The organism is Deinococcus radiodurans R1 = ATCC 13939 = DSM 20539, assembly GCF_000008565.1.
GTDB classification, from domain to species: Bacteria; Deinococcota; Deinococci; order Deinococcales; family Deinococcaceae; genus Deinococcus; species Deinococcus radiodurans.
This window is the reverse complement of sequence record NC_001263.1, coordinates 1,244,825-1,259,782: the sequence shown is the minus strand read 5'-3', so window position 1 is coordinate 1,259,782 and position 14,958 is coordinate 1,244,825. Positions and strand designations below refer to the sequence as shown.

General features: G+C 65.4%; 18 protein-coding genes. 9 read left to right on the top strand and 9 right to left on the bottom strand.

What is annotated here, in order from left to right:
* Position 1: 1 nt before the first annotated feature.
* Entirely contained in the window at positions 2–346 is a 345-nt protein-coding gene (locus DR_RS06455) for a hypothetical protein (protein WP_010887897.1), read from the bottom strand.
* 41 nt (positions 347–387) lie between these two features.
* The gene (locus DR_RS06450) at positions 388–972 is read right to left on the bottom strand and encodes a hypothetical protein (RefSeq protein WP_010887896.1); all 585 of its coding nucleotides are present in this window, start codon (positions 970–972) and stop codon (positions 388–390) included.
* A gap of 60 nt (positions 973–1,032) precedes the next feature.
* Between DR_RS06450 and DR_RS06445 the strand changes: the two genes are divergently transcribed.
* Positions 1,033–2,250: a saccharopine dehydrogenase family protein gene (locus tag DR_RS06445; protein WP_010887895.1), complete on the top strand. Its 1,218-nt coding sequence runs from the start codon at positions 1,033–1,035 to the stop codon at positions 2,248–2,250.
* Positions 2,251–2,278: 28 nt separating this feature from the next.
* Here DR_RS06445 and DR_RS06440 read toward each other — a convergent pair whose 3' ends face one another.
* Positions 2,279–2,836 (bottom strand): hypothetical protein, encoded by a 558-nt coding sequence (locus DR_RS06440; RefSeq protein WP_010887894.1) that lies wholly within the window; start codon positions 2,834–2,836, stop codon positions 2,279–2,281.
* A 216-nt stretch (positions 2,837–3,052) separates the two neighbouring features.
* Between DR_RS06440 and DR_RS06435 the strand changes: the two genes are divergently transcribed.
* Positions 3,053–3,655 carry a hypothetical protein gene (locus DR_RS06435; protein WP_027480198.1) on the top strand — a complete coding sequence of 201 codons (603 nt, stop codon included), beginning with the start codon at positions 3,053–3,055 and terminating at the stop codon, positions 3,653–3,655.
* Positions 3,656–3,718: 63 nt separating this feature from the next.
* Here the strand turns inward: DR_RS06435 and DR_RS06430 are convergent, their stop codons facing one another.
* The 3 genes from DR_RS06430 to sucC form a co-directional block, all read right to left on the bottom strand.
* Positions 3,719–4,297 carry a hypothetical protein gene (locus tag DR_RS06430; protein ID WP_010887892.1) on the bottom strand — a complete coding sequence of 193 codons (579 nt, stop codon included), beginning with the start codon at positions 4,295–4,297 and terminating at the stop codon, positions 3,719–3,721.
* A 118-nt stretch (positions 4,298–4,415) separates the two neighbouring features.
* Positions 4,416–5,321, bottom strand: a complete 906-nt coding sequence (sucD, locus tag DR_RS06425) for a succinate--CoA ligase subunit alpha (protein WP_010887891.1) — start codon at positions 5,319–5,321, stop codon at positions 4,416–4,418.
* A 1-nt stretch (position 5,322) separates the two neighbouring features.
* Positions 5,323–6,483: an ADP-forming succinate--CoA ligase subunit beta gene (gene sucC, locus DR_RS06420; RefSeq protein WP_010887890.1), complete on the bottom strand. Its 1,161-nt coding sequence runs from the start codon at positions 6,481–6,483 to the stop codon at positions 5,323–5,325.
* A 186-nt stretch (positions 6,484–6,669) separates the two neighbouring features.
* On the opposite strand from sucC, the gene DR_RS06415 reads away from it, so the two are divergent.
* Together DR_RS06415 and DR_RS06410 are read left to right on the top strand one after the other, a co-directional pair.
* Positions 6,670–7,719, top strand: a complete 1,050-nt coding sequence (locus tag DR_RS06415) for a M24 family metallopeptidase (RefSeq protein WP_010887889.1) — start codon at positions 6,670–6,672, stop codon at positions 7,717–7,719.
* 153 nt (positions 7,720–7,872) lie between these two features.
* A complete protein-coding gene (locus tag DR_RS06410; protein WP_027480199.1) occupies positions 7,873–8,334 on the top strand; it encodes a YbjN domain-containing protein in 462 nt (153 codons plus the stop codon).
* A 68-nt stretch (positions 8,335–8,402) separates the two neighbouring features.
* Here the strand turns inward: DR_RS06410 and holA are convergent, their stop codons facing one another.
* The 3 genes from holA to DR_RS06395 form a co-directional block, all read right to left on the bottom strand.
* Positions 8,403–9,305 carry a DNA polymerase III subunit delta gene (gene holA / locus DR_RS06405; protein ID WP_010887887.1) on the bottom strand — a complete coding sequence of 301 codons (903 nt, stop codon included), beginning with the start codon at positions 9,303–9,305 and terminating at the stop codon, positions 8,403–8,405.
* Positions 9,305–10,141 carry a serine/threonine-protein kinase gene (locus DR_RS06400; RefSeq protein WP_010887886.1) on the bottom strand — a complete coding sequence of 279 codons (837 nt, stop codon included), beginning with the start codon at positions 10,139–10,141 and terminating at the stop codon, positions 9,305–9,307. The genes holA and DR_RS06400 overlap by 1 nt, the downstream gene beginning before the upstream one ends.
* 109 nt (positions 10,142–10,250) lie before the next feature.
* A complete protein-coding gene (locus DR_RS06395) occupies positions 10,251–10,793 on the bottom strand; it encodes a hypothetical protein (RefSeq protein ID WP_010887885.1) in 543 nt (180 codons plus the stop codon).
* Positions 10,794–10,915: 122 nt separating this feature from the next.
* Here DR_RS06395 and DR_RS06390 point away from each other — a divergent pair, with 122 nt between their 5' ends.
* The 5 genes from DR_RS06390 (at position 10,916) to DR_RS06370 (ending at position 14,958) form a co-directional block, all read left to right on the top strand.
* Positions 10,916–11,131: a hypothetical protein gene (locus DR_RS06390; RefSeq protein ID WP_010887884.1), complete on the top strand. Its 216-nt coding sequence runs from the start codon at positions 10,916–10,918 to the stop codon at positions 11,129–11,131.
* Positions 11,132–11,213: 82 nt separating this feature from the next.
* Positions 11,214–12,068 carry an HpcH/HpaI aldolase/citrate lyase family protein gene (locus DR_RS06385; RefSeq protein WP_010887883.1) on the top strand — a complete coding sequence of 285 codons (855 nt, stop codon included), beginning with the start codon at positions 11,214–11,216 and terminating at the stop codon, positions 12,066–12,068.
* 54 nt (positions 12,069–12,122) lie between these two features.
* The gene (locus DR_RS06380) at positions 12,123–12,605 is read left to right on the top strand and encodes a MaoC family dehydratase (protein ID WP_010887882.1); all 483 of its coding nucleotides are present in this window, start codon (positions 12,123–12,125) and stop codon (positions 12,603–12,605) included.
* Positions 12,606–12,680: 75 nt separating this feature from the next.
* Complete coding sequence (gene lysS, locus DR_RS06375) at positions 12,681–13,847, top strand: homocitrate synthase (protein WP_027480200.1); 1,167 nt, start codon at positions 12,681–12,683, stop codon at positions 13,845–13,847.
* Between the two features lie 76 nt (positions 13,848–13,923).
* Positions 13,924–14,958 carry a DUF1990 family protein gene (locus DR_RS06370; RefSeq protein WP_010887880.1) on the top strand — a complete coding sequence of 345 codons (1,035 nt, stop codon included), beginning with the start codon at positions 13,924–13,926 and terminating at the stop codon, positions 14,956–14,958.

The following is a 14,958-nucleotide window of genomic DNA, read 5'->3' as shown; positions in this document are numbered from 1 at the left end:
CTTACCGGGTCACCCAGTACTGCCGCTCGCCTTCCACCTTCAGCACCGCTGTCGGCTGCCCCTGGCGGACTTCCAGCACACAACTGACCACGTTGGGCGGCACCGGCTTGCCCGGCAACACCTGCGCGCAGGGGCGGTCAAACGTCGCCTGCGCGTTTTGCGGCCCAGCGGCCTGAATGACCAGACTGCCGTACTCACGCGCGGCGCGGCCCTGCACGCTCAGCACGGCGACCATCAAGGCGACGCCCGCCACGAAGGCGAGCAGAATCCAGAGAAACGTGCGGGCCATGCGCCGGCGCTCGTCGGACGTGATTTCGCGTTGGGGCTGGTCGGGGCTCAGGGTCATGCGGGCAGGCTAGCGCCCGGCAGCGGGGACGTTGGGACCACTCAGCGCACGTCCGCGCTGAAACTGCGCCCGTCGGCCAGATTGACCATAATCGTGGGGCCGTCGGCGGGGCCGGGGCCTTGCCGGCAACTCAGCACCCCGACCGGGAGCCGCTGCCTGGAAAAGACCGCGCACGGCACATCAAACCCAAACCGCCTCGGCCCCTGCGTCACGGCGGCCTGCTTGAACCATTGCTGAGCGGCGGGCGTCTTGGTCCACTGGTTGAAATCGTCGGCCAGAGCGCGGACGAGCTGGCGCATCCGTTCGTCGGAAGGCAGGCCGGACATCTTGCCGACCCAGAGTTGGCGCATTCCGGTCACGTCGTCACTAGCCCGGTAAATCACTTCGGCGACCGCCTGAGCGCCCCAGAGATGAAGCCGGCAGTCTTCCACCGTGTCCGGCACCTCGGGCACCACCTTCTGGCAGGACAGGAGGGCGGCGCGGCCCGGCGCCAGCTTCATGCCCTGCGCCGCATATGCTTTCAACACGTCTCTGCCGTAATTCCTGGTCGCCTGTTCGGGCGTGAGGGCAGAAGCGTTTCCCAGTAGGACAGTTCCCAGCAAAACCAGCAGCGCGGCGCGTTTCATTCCCCTATTTTCCCTGCCGTGCTTATGCCGCGCTGACCCCCACCCGTTACACTCTTTGGCGTGAGCAAAGTCATCATCATCGGGGCGGGCGGCGTGGCCAACGTCACCGCCAAAAAGTGCGCCCAGAACGACCAGGTGTTCAGCGAAGTCCTGATCGCCACCCGCACCGTCAGCAAGGCCGACAAGATCGTGGCCGAGATTCACGAGCATCTGCCGCACAGCACATGCAAGTTCAGCACAGCGACGGTGGACGCCGACAACGTGCCGGCGCTGGTGGAACTGATCAAGGGCTTCGGGCCCGAAATGGTCATCAACCTCGCGCTGCCGTATCAGGACCTCACCATCATGGACGCCTGCCTGGAAACCGGCGTGCATTACCTCGACACCGCCAACTACGAGCCCAAGGACGTGGCGAAGTTCGAGTATTCCTGGCAGTGGGCGTATCAGGACCGCTTCAAGGAAAAGGGCCTCATGGCACTGCTCGGCTGCGGCTTCGACCCCGGCGCGACCCAGGCGATGACCGCGCACCTCGCCAAGCACCACTTCTCCGAAATCCACTACCTCGACATCGTGGACTGCAACAACGGCAACCACGGCAAGGCGTTCGCCACCAACTTCAACCCCGAAATCAACATCCGCGAAATCACCGCCAATGGGCGCTACTTCGAGAACGGCGAGTGGGTCGAGACGCAGCCGCTCGAAATCTCGCAGGACATCTACTACCCCAACGTGGCCACTCGCAAGAGCTATGTGCTCTACCACGAGGAACTCGAATCCATCGTCAAGCACTTCCCGACCATCAAACGCGCCCGTTTCTGGATGACCTTCGGCGAGGCGTACATCAAGCACCTCAACGTGCTGGAAGGCATCGGCATGACCTCCATCGAACCGATCGAGTTCCGGGGGCAGCAGATCGCGCCGATCGAGTTCCTCAAGGCGGTGCTGCCGGCGCCCGAATCGCTGGCTGCCAATTACACCGGCCAGACCTGTATTGGCGTGCAGGCCAAGGGCCTCGGCAAGGACGGCCAGCCGAACGTGCATTTCGTCTACAACGTCAAGGACCACGCCGAGTGCTACCGCGAGGTGCAAGCGCAGGGCGTCAGCTACACCACCGGCGTGCCCGCCATGATCGGCGCGATGCTGATGCTTCAGGGTGTCTGGAAGCAGCCCGGCGTGTGGAATGTGGAACAGCTCGACCCCGACCCCTTCTTCACCGCCATGAACCGGTGGGGCCTGCCCATCAGCGAACTCTCGGGCGTGGAGCTGGTCAAGGACTGAGCTTTCCCCCAGGGGGTGTGTCGGCGACTTACTCGCACCCCCCAGTCAGGCTGCCCCAGGGTTGGGCGGCCATTTTTTTGAAGTCCGCAATGTGCGCCGCGAGTTCATTTTTCGGCATCGCGTACTTGCTCAGCGTGCGGATGACCCGCCCCGCCGAATCGAAGTAGACCCTGAGTTCGGCGGTTTCGTGGCGGCCCGTCATGCCGTTGTTGACTATCCGGCCCTGCGCGTCGGTGTACACGTTGTAGGTTTCGTCGCTGGATTGGTACAGCACGAAGCCGAGGCGCCCCGAGGCACTGAACCACAGCGAGGTGAGCGTATTGGTAGAGGCGTTCATCGCGTCGTCTATCTGCTCGGCAGTCAGCCGCCGCACCACGCCGCGTCCGTCGAGCCAGCGGGTGTAGGACACCACGCTATCGCCGCACAGCCGCACCTCCTTGCGCTGCGCCCGGTAGCGGCCCTGCTCGATCTGGGCATTGACCGCGTTGTAGTTGGCGCGAATCTGCACGATGGTGGGCGAATCGGCGGCCCGCGCTCCCGGCAAGGCGAGGGCCAGTGCAGTCGCTCCGACAAGAGCTTTGTTCATGCTCTAGCCTAACGCCTTCGAGTCGCAGGCAGGGACAAAGAGAGCTTGCCCCTACTTAAACGGCACGACGAGGCACAACCGCGCCGCCTCAGCGTGATATGCGTCATCCGGTGGGCTAAGGCGGCGGCAGAAAGCCCTGGCATTTGCCTCGGCTTTTTTTCTGGTTTACGCTGGTGTAACCCCTCACTCTGTCCCCTTTCCTCAAGGAGGCCCACCATGAAAGTTGCCCTGACTGCTGTCCTGGCCTGCGCTTCTCTCGCCGTCGCCGCCTCGTCCTGGCCTGCCGAGCAAAGCCGCACCGACCTCATCCGCATCACGGCGCAGACGGGTGGGCGCTTCGTGTTCACGCAGGGCCAGCGCAAGACGGTGCTGAATTTGCAAAACAGCATCACCGGCTGCACCACGCAGACCTATGTCCTTGGCTCCAACCTGCGCGATGATGTCCGTTACGGCGTGCGGGTGCTCGACGAGGTGTCCAAAGGCGGATTTCAGTACGTGGTCTTGCAGGTGAGCGCTCCACCCAACTGCAATGTCAATGGCGTGTGCGGCGCAGGCGCCAACAACGACGTGCTGTGGCTCAAGTTCGATTCCCGGCTCGGCCTGCTGAGCAAACAGGCCGAGAATGTGGAGGACTGTCAGCGCAACAAGAGCCTCATCAGCGCTCCCCCCAGGCCCGATTCTTTTTCCCCGCTGAACATGCAAGGCGGCGTCCTGTCCCTGCGCATGGAAGAAACAGACTTTGCCGCCAACAGCACCCGCCGCACGGCCTTGCGCTATGACCGCCGGTTGCCGGAGCGTGGCTTGGTCGTCAGCAAGTAAGCAAAAAAGGCCGCCCCTCAAACCTCTCGGTCGCGGGGCTGCCTTTCACTTTTTTCTGGCGATTTAGCGGCCCAGATTAATGTCGACGTTCGCGCCGCTGTAGGGCTGCACCCGCACGGGCCGGCGCACCTCGACCACGAGCGTGTTCCAGCCGGCCTGCAAGTCGGCCTGATAGCCGCCTGCGCCGCTGACTGTGGCGGGCGTGGCCGCCCAGACCACGAACAGTTCACCCTTGCCGACGCTGGGGCGCACCTCGCGCAGCGCTTCGCCCTCGTCGCGTTGGCCGTTGCCGTTGCTGTCGCGGTACAGGAAGAATTTGAGTTCGGTGGCCCTCAGCGGCACACTCGTCCCGGCGAAATCCACCAGACCGGGCCAGCTCGTGCGCTCGCCCACCGCGAATTGCAGACGCTCGGCGGGCGCGGCAGTCGGCAAGGTCAGCGCGAATTTGCCGTCTTGCAACGGCGCGTCGGCGAGTTGCTGGAGCGGCTGTCCAAAAGGCGACACAGCCCAGACGCCAATGCGGGTATCCAGCGCCGTGTCGCCTGCCACCGTGCCGCGCACCACGCCCACAGTCGCAGCGCCGGCAGTCCCCGCCAGCAGGGGCGCAGACAGGGTCAGCAGGACAGCCACGGCTCGTTTCATGGAGCAAGTCTACGCGCAGGGGCTGACCGATGTGTGATGGACAGGCCGGATGAAGCAAGTCCAAAAAGGCAGCAAAAAAGCCGGGAGACGGGGCTCCCAGCCTTTTCAGAAGTGGCGATTACTTGTTCAGCGCCTGCTTCACCAGGTCGATGATTTCGGGCATGGTGTCGGCCACCGGCACGTTCGCGGCCTTGAAGGCGGCGAGCTTGCTTTCGGGGGTGCCCACGTCGCCCATGATGATGGCGCCGGCGTGGCCCATGCGCTTGCCCGCCGGAGCGGAGCGGCCCGAGATAAAGGCCACGACGGGCTTCTTCATGTTGTTCTTGATGTACTCGGCGGCGGCTTCTTCGTCGGCGCCGCCGATTTCACCAATCACGACCACGGCGTCGGTGCCTTCGTCGGCCTCGAACATCGGCAGCACGTCGGCGAAGGTCGTACCGATCACGGGGTCACCGCCGATGCCGACGGTGGTGGAGGTGCCCATGCCCGCGTCGTTGAGCAGCTTGGCCGCTTCGTAGGTCAGGGTGCCCGAGCGGCTGATCAGGCCGATGCGTCCGGGGTTGGTGTAGATGCGGTTGGGCATGATGCCCACCTTGGCTTCCCCGTTGGTCACCAGACCGGGGCAGTTGCCGCCGATCAGGCGCACGCCCTGGCCGCCATTGGCCTTGCTGTGTGCGTCGAGTTCCTTGACTTCCTGCACGGCGCGCATCATGTCCACGGTGGGCACGCCTTCGGTGATCAGGACGATCAGGGGGATGCCCGCATGCGCGGCTTCGAGCACGGCGTCCGCCGCGCCCGCCGGGGGCACGAAGATGATCGAGACGTTGGCGCCGTGCTTTTCCTTGGCTTCGGCAACCGAGTTATAGATCGGCCAGCCTTCGAAGTCCTGGCCGCCCTTGCCGGGGGTCACGCCCGCGACCACCTGGGTGCCGAATTCCTTCATCGCGCGGCTGTGCTTGGCGCCTTCGCTGCCGGTCATGCCCTGCACGATCACTTTGCTGTTCTTGTCAACCAGAATGCCCATCTCACTTGCCTCCCAGTGCGTTCGCTTCTTTAGCCGCTTCGTTCGCGGCTTCGAACATGGTGGGGTACATCTTGATCAGGTCGCTGTTCTTTTCGTTCAGCAGCGCCTTGGCTTCGTCTTCGGCAGTGCCGGCGATGCGCATACGAACCGGCTTGGTCAGGATGCCTTCGTCCAGCGCGCGGATGACGCCCTTGGCAACTTCGTCGGCGCGGGTGATGCCACCGAAGATGTTGATGAAAATGGCCTTGACGTCGGGGTCCTTGCTGACCAGCTTGACCGCGTTGTACACCACGTCGGCCTTGGCGCCGCCGCCGATGTCGAGGAAGTTGGCGGGCTTGGCCCCGGCGCGGTTCACCACGTCCAGGGTGGTCATCACGATGCCCGCACCGTTGCCCAGCACGCCGACGTTGCCGTCGTCCAGCTTCACGTAGGCGAAGCCGTAATCGCTGGCTTCGACTTCCAGCGGGTGCTCGGCGGACAGCTCACGGTAGTGGGCGAGGTCCTTGTGGCGGTACATCGCGTTGTCGTCGATCTCGAACTTGGTATCCAGCGCAATAGGGGTGCCGTCGGCGTCCACGAAAAGCGGGTTGATTTCGACCAGCACGGCGTCACGCTCGAGCGCAGCCTTGCTCATCTTGACCATCATGTCGGCAATCTTGTTCAGGTTGCCCCTGAAGCCGGCCTTGATGGCGACTTCACGCGCTTCGTAGGGACGCAGGCCGGTGACCGGGTCAACGCGGTGACGGATGATCTTTTCGGGGTTGGTCGCGGCGACTTCCTCGATTTCCATGCCGCCCTCGGCGGAGGCCATCAGGGTGTAGCTCTGGACGTTGCGGTCCACGATCATGCCCACGTAGTACTCGGTGCCCGCGTCGATATCGACGGCTTTGGTCACCAGCACCTTGTTCACGGTCAGGCCCTTGATGTCCATGCCCAGGATGTTCTTGGCATTTTCCAGCGCCTTGTCTTCGTTGGCGCTGTACTTCACGCCGCCGGCCTTGCCGCGTCCGCCGACATGCACCTGCGCCTTGACGACGACCGGCTGGCCGTATTCCTTGTAAATGGCCTGCACTTCTTCGGGGGTGGTCGCCACTTTGCCGTCTTGCACGTTCACGCCGAAGTCGCGCAGCACTTCCTTGCCCTGATACTCGTGGAGTTTCACGGTGTTGCCTCCTGTGGTGGGAATGACCCCCCGGTGGGTGTGGGGAGCCGCAGATGTTCATTTGTCCCGATAAACGAGTATAGACCTCTGACGCCGCCGGTCAGACTCTGTCTCCCCTGCGGGGACAGAGCGAGTCCACAAAGGCGGCGAGGAGCGGCGGGGCACGGGCGTGTTACCCTCGCCCCCATGAGCAAAATGGATCAGTTGCGCCCCGTGCTGGGCCGGGCGGGGGTGGACGCCCTGTGGGTGAGTGCCCCGGCCAACGTACGCTGGCTCTCGGGCTTTACGAGTGCCGAAGACGGCAAGGTGCTGGTGTCCCCGGATGGCGCCACCCTCTACACCGACGCCCGCTACACCGTGCAGGCGCAGGAAGAATCGAGCCTGCCCCAGTACATAGCCCGCCCCCCCGCCACCTACGAGCACGCGGCGGACACGGTGCGCGGCCTGCGCGTGGGCTTCGAGGCCGAGAGCCTGACGGTGGCCGAACTCGAAGACCTGCGTCAGGCGTGGCCCAATTCCACGCTGGTGGCGCTGCGGGGTACGCTCGGTGGCCTGCGAGCCGTCAAGACACCCGAGGAAATCGGGGCGATTCGCGCCGCGCAGGACCTCGCCGACCGCGTGTACACCGAAGTGCGGCCCATGATTCGCGCGGGCGTGCGCGAACTCGACGTGGCGGTGGAAATCGAAACCCGATTGCGCCGCGCCGGGGGAGAAAGTGCCTTCGAGCTGATCGTGGCGAGCGGGCCGAACGGGGCCAAGCCGCACGGCCACGCTTCGAAGCGCGTGATTGAGGACGGCGACCTCGTGACCATCGACATGGGTGCCCGTCTCGGAGGTTACAACTCCGACATGACCCGCACCGTCGCCGTCGGCACCCCGAGCGCCGAGATGAAAAGGGTCTACGACGCGGTGCTGGAGGCCGAGGAAGCCGCCATCGCCGCCATCCGGCCCGGCGTGCGCGCCGCCGACCTCGACAAACTCGCCCGCGACCTGCTGACCCGCCACGGCCTGGGCGAAGCCTTCGCGCACTCGCTGGGGCACGGCGTCGGTCTGGAGGTCCACGAAGGCCCCGGCCTGCGCGGCACCAGCCAGGACGTGCTGGAGGCGGGTATGGTCATCACCATCGAACCCGGCGCCTACCTGCCCGGCGTGGGCGGCGTGCGCATCGAAGACCTGATTCTGGTGACGGAAGACGGTTACGAGGTGCTGAGCCACTCGGCCAAAGAAAGCGTGTGAAGGGCTGGCTCCGTTAACCCTCAGAATTCTGCCCCAGCCTTGAGACTCCCTGGCCCGGCCCGAACATGAGAGCGCAGGTGGTAGAATCGTTCGGGTCTCCCGACCGGGCCTGAGCTTTTGCGGCCCGCCTTTACTTCCCAGGAGGAAAACACCATGGAAACTGCTCTGCTTACCCTCGACACCCTCGCCAAGTACCTGCAAGAAAAAGAAGTTCAGCTCGACATCGAAGAAAACGGCGGCCAGCGCTTTATTCGCATGGGCTGGCGCTTCGAGATGGGCGACGCCGCCGTGCTGGTCTCGGTCAACGACGGCCCCAACAACACCAGCCGTCTGGAAATCACCTGCGTGACCCAGAAGACCTACGCCGACCGCCGCGCCGAAGTCGCCATGATGCTCAACGACCGCAACCGTGAGCGCGCCTTTGCCCGCAGCATCGACCAGGAAGGCAACGTCTGGCTGGAATACGTGGGCTTTTACCCCACCCTGGCCGAAATGCCCCAGGAAACCTTCGACACGCTGTTCGGCGGCGTGCTGATGCACTTCCAAGACGACTACGCGGCCCTTGAAGGCTACGTGCCCCAGGAAGGGATGCAGATTCAGCAGCCCCAGGCGTAAGCCGGAGTCGCGTTTTCAGAAGGGGCGGGCCTGCGGGTCCGTCTCTTTTTTGTGTTGTTGCCTAGCAGCTATACGCTCAGCTTGACCAGCAGCCGCTCAAGGGCGACTTGCGGGTCCAGCCCGCGCTTCATGGCGAGGTCGGCATCGAGAATGGCGCCCAGGTGGCTGCGAATCCGGCTTTCACTCAGGCGCCGCGCGACTTCCAGCGCCTTTTTCGCCGGAAAGGGCTTGACGCCCAGGCGCTGAGCGGCCACCGCGTCATTCACGCGGCCTTCCTCCTGGAGCAGGCCGACCGTGCGGGCAATCAGGCTGTACTGCCACACCACCGCGCCGAGCAGCCGGAAGGGGTCTTCGCCCGAGCCGAGCAGGCGGCGCAGTTGCAGCACCGCTTCACCGGGGCGGCCCGCCGTCGCCGCGCCGAGCATGGCAAACGAGTCGCCGGGCGGATCGCGGCCCACGATGCCCTGCACCCGTTCTCGATTCAGCGCGCCGCCGAGCAGCTCCAGCTTGTTCAACTCGCCCGCGATGCCCGCCAGGTCGGCACCGAACACCTCGGCCAGATAGCTCGCCGCGTCGCGCTCCAACCGCAGGCCCATTTTTTTGGCCCGCGTGACCACCCAGCCGGTCACGTCGCCGGGCTTACTCGGGGCCGCCGAGGGGATAACCTCGCCCGCCTTCTGATAGAGCTTGAGCCGGGTTGCGGGCGGCGCCTCGTCGAGCACGGCCACCGTGACGGGCGCCGAGGAAAGCAGCTCCAGCAGGGCCTTGTCGGGCTTGAGGCCCTCGAAATCGACGACTACGCCGCCGTCGCCAAAGAGACTCGGCGCGAGGTGCGGCCCCAGCGTCTCGGCGCTCACGTCCTCGCCGGAAAAGCGCGGCAGGTCACGGGCGTTGAGCCCACGCGCACTCAGCGTGTCGCGCAGGGTTTCGTCAGCCAGAAAACGGTTGCCGGTAAAGGCGAGGACTGGCATCAGGCGTTCTCCCCCGCCGTTTGACCTTCCGGGGCGATGTGTTCCAGCTCCGGTAAGCCCAGTTGTTGCCGGGCGTCTGCCAGCGCGGCCAGCATCTCAGCGGCGGATTGCGGCCTGCTGTCGCGGTCGCGCTGAATGGCGCGCAGCATCAGCGGGTGCAAGGCGCTGGGGCCGGGCGCGGCGGCCCGTTCCTCGCTGATACCGACCAGCCAGCCCAGGGCGTCGGCGTAGGGTGGATGCCCAGCGAGGCAATCGAACAGCAGCACGCCCACCGAGTACAGGTCGCTGCGCGGGTCGCCCCGGACGCCCTGAAACTGCTCGGGGGCCATGAACTGCGGCGTGCCCATGCGGGTGCCCGAGTGGATGTCGAGCGGCAACCCCGCCGCGTGGCTCATGCCGAAATCGATGAGACGCACAGCCTCGACCTGAGACTGCCCGCCGATGAGCAGCACGTTCTCCGGCTTGAGGTCGTGGTGGGTGACGCCCCGGCCATGCAGGTGCGACACGGCTTGCAGCACGCCCCAGGTCACCTGGGTGGCCGCGTCGGCGTCCAGCGGGCCGCAGCGCACCAAATCGCGTAAGGTGCCACCGCGCAGCAGCGGAAAAATCAACTGATTGGGCGTGTGCGCCAGCAGTGGCGTCACCAGCGGATGTGAGAGCCGCGCCGCCACCGCGCCCTCATGGTGAAACATCGCCACCCGATCGGGATCGTCGCTGACCAGCGTTTTGACATAGACCGCCTGCCCGCGCCACAGGCCAGAACCGCCCTGCACGCCCGCGCGGTAGGACGTCACTTCCATGTGGGCGATGGGTTCAGGCGCAGGCAGGGTCAGCACGGTCTGGCAGTGTACTTGTACTTCCCGTGCCCGGCCCCTTGAAGGAGCAGGAACCGCATTGCGGGGCGGGAACCGCGCGGGTAACGAAGCAGGGGAAGTTGGACGGGCCTCAGTTGACCCGCACGTTGCCCGCGAAATTGCGAATCAGCGCCTCATTGCGGCTGTAGTCGCGCACGTTGCCGGCAATGGTCATCACCAGAATCCGGCCCCCCGCGCTCGTCATCAGCAGTTCGCGGCGCAGGTCGTCGCCTTGACCGGGGGTGGTGAAGATGAACTGCGCCCAGGAGCGACCACCGAGCTGCACCAAATCGGCCTTGAGTGCCTTGACGCCGGGCACCTGAGCGCGAATCACGGCGGGGAACTGGGCGACCAGCTTTTCGACCTCGTTCGGCGCCAGCTTACCGGCGCGCCATTCGAGGGCCACGCTCACCTTGCGGTCCTCGGTCATGAAGACGGCCCCCGGACGGCCCGCCGCCGAGGGAAAGGCGCTGCGAATGCCCGCCGGGGTCAGGGTCAACAGTTTTTCGTTGGGCTCCACCGTCACCGGCAGGTTGCTCAGCTTCAGCGGCGCCGCCGATGCCAGGCCCGCGATAAGGAAGCCCAGAGCGCTGACGCGAAGAGCACGCATGGAAATCGGAAACGCACGAGTCATTGCCGCCTACCCTACCCGCTGCACCAAATGCCGCCATGAAGCTTCTATGAGGAATGTGCATGGTGGGTCATTCGCCGGTCATCCCATAGCGGTTGCAGCGGTTACTTTGCTGAGTTGGCTGAGTGAACAAAAAGCTACTTCAGGGCCGCGTGGTCGCCGTGACCGACGTCAGCAAAGGCATCAGCCTGGGCATCGTCCAACACGGAGCTCAAGTTGTTGGCGGAAGGCAGGACATCAGCGGCGCCGCAGTAGCTGGGGCTGATGGCCTGAGCGCCCCCGCACACGTCTGTATCGACGAGATGTTGCTGCGTCCGGTGGTGCAGGACGTGGCGCACTGAGGCTGGTCGCGCTGGCCTTCTACCGGAGCGGGCTTTATGCTGCGGCCATGCCAACAAACGTTCGTTTGCCGGACGGTGCCGCGTGAATGCCCCTCCTGCTCTGCTCCGCTCGGTGCTGTTCGCGCCGGGGAACCGTGCCGACCTGATTGCCAAATTGCCGCGCTCGGCCCCGGACGCGGTGGTGATCGACCTCGAAGACGCCGTGCCGGGCACCGCCGAGGCGAAGGCCGCCGCCCGCCCAGTGGCGCACGACGCGGCCCGTGACCTCATTGCCGCCGCACCGCACCTCGCCGTGTTCGTGCGGGTCAATGCGCTGCACTCGCCGTATTTCGAGGACGACCTGAGTGTGCTGACCCCCGAACTGAGCGGCGTGGTGGTTCCCAAACTGGAAATGGGCGCTGAGGCGCGGCAGGTGGCGCAGATGCTCCAGGAGCGCAGCCTGCCGCTGCCCATCCTGGCGGGTCTGGAAACCGGAGCCGGGGTCTGGAACGCCCGCGAAATCATGGAGGTGCCCGAGGTCGCCTGGGCTTATTTCGGTGCCGAGGACTACACCACTGACCTGGGCGGCAAGCGCACGCCGGGGGGACTGGAAGTCCTCTACGCCCGCTCACAGGTGGCGCTCGCGGCGCGACTGACCGGAGTGGCGGCGCTCGACATCGTGGTGACGGCACTCAACGACCCCGAGACCTTCCGCGCCGACGCCGAGCAGGGCCGCGCCCTGGGCTACAGCGGCAAACTCTGCATCCATCCGGCGCAGGTAGCCCTTGCCCACGAATATTTCGGGCCGACCGAGGCCGACCGTGCCCGTGCCCGCGCCCTGCTCGATGCTGCCGCCGCCGCCGCGCAACGGGGCCACGGCGCCTTTAGTTTTGAGGGGCAGATGGTGGACGAGCCGATGCTCGCCAAAGCCCGCACTCTGCTGAGCCACGAAGCCTGAACGCTCTTTGCCCTAAACCCTCTTTGCCCCAAACCCTCTCTGCTTGGAGGCCCCATGAACGAAGACCTGAACCGCCCCGCTGGCCGCTATTTCGAGGAATTGCCCGTCGGCACCGTCATCCGCCACCGCATCACCCGGACGGTCACCGAGTCGGACAACATCCTCTTCACCACGCTCACCATGAACCCGCAGCCGCTGCACCTCGATTTCGACTTCGCCAGCAAGACCGAGTTCGGGCAGCCGCTGTTCAATTCGATGATGACGCTCGCCCTGATGGTGGGCATCAGCGTGCACGAACTCAGCCTGGGCACACTCGTCGCCAACCTGGGGCTGACCGACGTGACCTTCCCCAAGCCTGTCTTTCACGGCGACACGCTGCGGGTCGAGTCGGAAATCATCGAAGCCCGCGAGAGCAAAAGCCGCGCCGGGCAGGGCCTCGTGACCGCCGAGCACCGCACCTACAACCAGCGCGGCGAACTGGTGGCGCAGTGCAAGCGGACAATGCTGTTTCACAAGCGGCCCGATATAGACATCTGACTTATCAATTGAAAAATAAAATGCCTAAATAATTGACACTTATCAGGATGGGGGCGCACAATGGCCGGGATTTTTATGACCGACGCCCCGCCCCCCCTGATTCCTGCCCGTTCCTGGGCCATCATCGACTCGACCCTGCGCGAGGGGGAACAGTTCGCCCGTGGCAACTTCGGCACGGACGACAAAGTGGAAATCGCCCGGGCGCTCGACGCCTTCGGGGCCGAGTACATCGAAGTCACCACGCCGATGGTGAGCGAGCAGACCCGGCAGGATATTCGCAAGCTGACCGGGCTGGGGCTGCGGGCCAAGTTCCTGACCCACGTGCGCTGCCACATGGAAGACGTGCAGCGGGCGGTGGACACCGGCGTGGACGGCCTCGACCTGCTGTTCGGCACCAGCAGTTTCCTGCGCGAGTTCTCGCACGGCAAGAGCATCGCGCAGATTATCGACACGGCGGGCGAGGTCATCGGCTGGATCAAGACCCACCACCCCGAACTCGAAATCCGCTTTTCCGCCGAGGACACCTTCCGCTCGGAGGAAGCCGACCTGATGGCGGTCTACAGCGCCGTTTCCGAACTCGGCGTGCACCGGGTGGGGCTGGCCGACACGGTGGGGGTCGCCACACCCCGGCAGGTGTACACGCTGGTGCGCGAGGTCCGTAAGGTGATTCACGAGGGCTGCGGCATCGAGTTTCACGGTCACAACGACACCGGCTGCGCGGTCAGCAACGCTTACGAGGCGATCGAGGCGGGCGCGACCCACATCGACACGACCATCCTCGGCATCGGCGAGCGCAACGGCATTACGCCGCTCGGCGGCCTGCTTGCCCGCATGTTCACCTTCGACCCGCAAGGGCTGATCGACAAATACAACCTTGAGCTGCTGCCCGAACTCGACCGCATGATTGCCCGCATGGTGGACCTGCCGGTGCCCTGGAACAACTACCTGACCGGCGAATTCGCCTACAACCACAAGGCGGGGATGCACCTCAAGGCCATCTACCTCAACCCCGGCGCGTATGAGGCGATTCCGCCCGGCGTGTTCGGCGTGGGCCGGCGCATTCAGGCCGCGAGCAAGGTGACCGGCAAGCACGCGATTGCCTACAAGGCCCGCGAACTCGGGCTGCACTACGGTGAGGACGCCCTGCGCCGCGTGACCGATCACATCAAGTCGCTGGCCGAACAGGACGAACTCGACGACGCCCATCTGGAACAGGTGCTGCGCGAGTGGGTCAGCGCCTGAGGTTGCCCCTGAATGCCCCCATCAACAAAGGTGCAAGTTCGTCTTTTACCGGGCAACCCTGTGAGACAATCCGGGAGTGAGCCCGCCGCCCGCCGACCCCGACGCTTTGCTCCGGCCCCCCGAACCGACGAAGCGGCGCAGGGGTCGGGGACGCGGCTGGGAGACTCGGCCTGCCCAGGAGCAGGAGCAACCGGAACAAGCCGCCGTAGAGACGGAAACAGTATCACACCCGCAATTGCCGGCCACGCTGGACACCTTAGATGTCTCGCCTCTCGAAGCGCTGCTCGACCCTGGCCAGGGCCTGCGCTCGCAGGGGGACCGCTGCCTGAGCGGACCGGCGGCGCCCGGCCTGAGCAGCCTGGGTCAGTTGCAACTGATGCAACTGCTCGAAACTCCTGAGCGGCCGGCTTACCGTCTGCCCCCAGACGAGACAGCACCTGCTGAGCCGATGCCAGCCCCTTCCGCCGACTGGGCCCTCCTTCCAGCCAGCCAGCGAGGACGCCACGACGCGCTGCCCGCCCAGAACGCGGCGGAGGACGCCGATTTCGATGATCTGCCGCCCGCTTCTCCCCGGCCCTACGTGCTGGGCACCGCCGACCAGGACACGATAGACGCCTCACTGCAAGCGCTGGCTGAGCACGAGCCGGCATTGCCCGACATCGGCACGTCCTCCCACGTGCGGGTCACGCTCGAACTCGGGCAGGGCGAGGCCACCTTTCTCAACGCCCGCTCGGCGCTGTGGTCATGGCGTCCGCACCGGCAGTCGGGGGTCAAGGTGCACACCCACGGCCCCCCGGTGGTCGGGCGCGACGTGCTGCTGGAGCAGCGGGCCGGGCTGGTGACCGTGCTGCAAGGATGCCGGGTACTGACCTTGCAAGAAAGCGACCACGTCTGGGGCTTTACCCTGGGCAGCCTCGACGGGCAGGTCTATCAACTGTGGGAGCGGCTGCTGATCGAACGTGACGCCGACGACCGGGTGATGCTGCGTATCAGCAGCCACCACGAGGTCGCCTTGCGCGGTTTCGGGCTGGTGAGCGGCCTGCTGCACGGCGTCCGGCGGAGTGCAGTGCAAGGGTACGCTCGCGGCATGAGCGCCCTGGCCGAGTTGTAG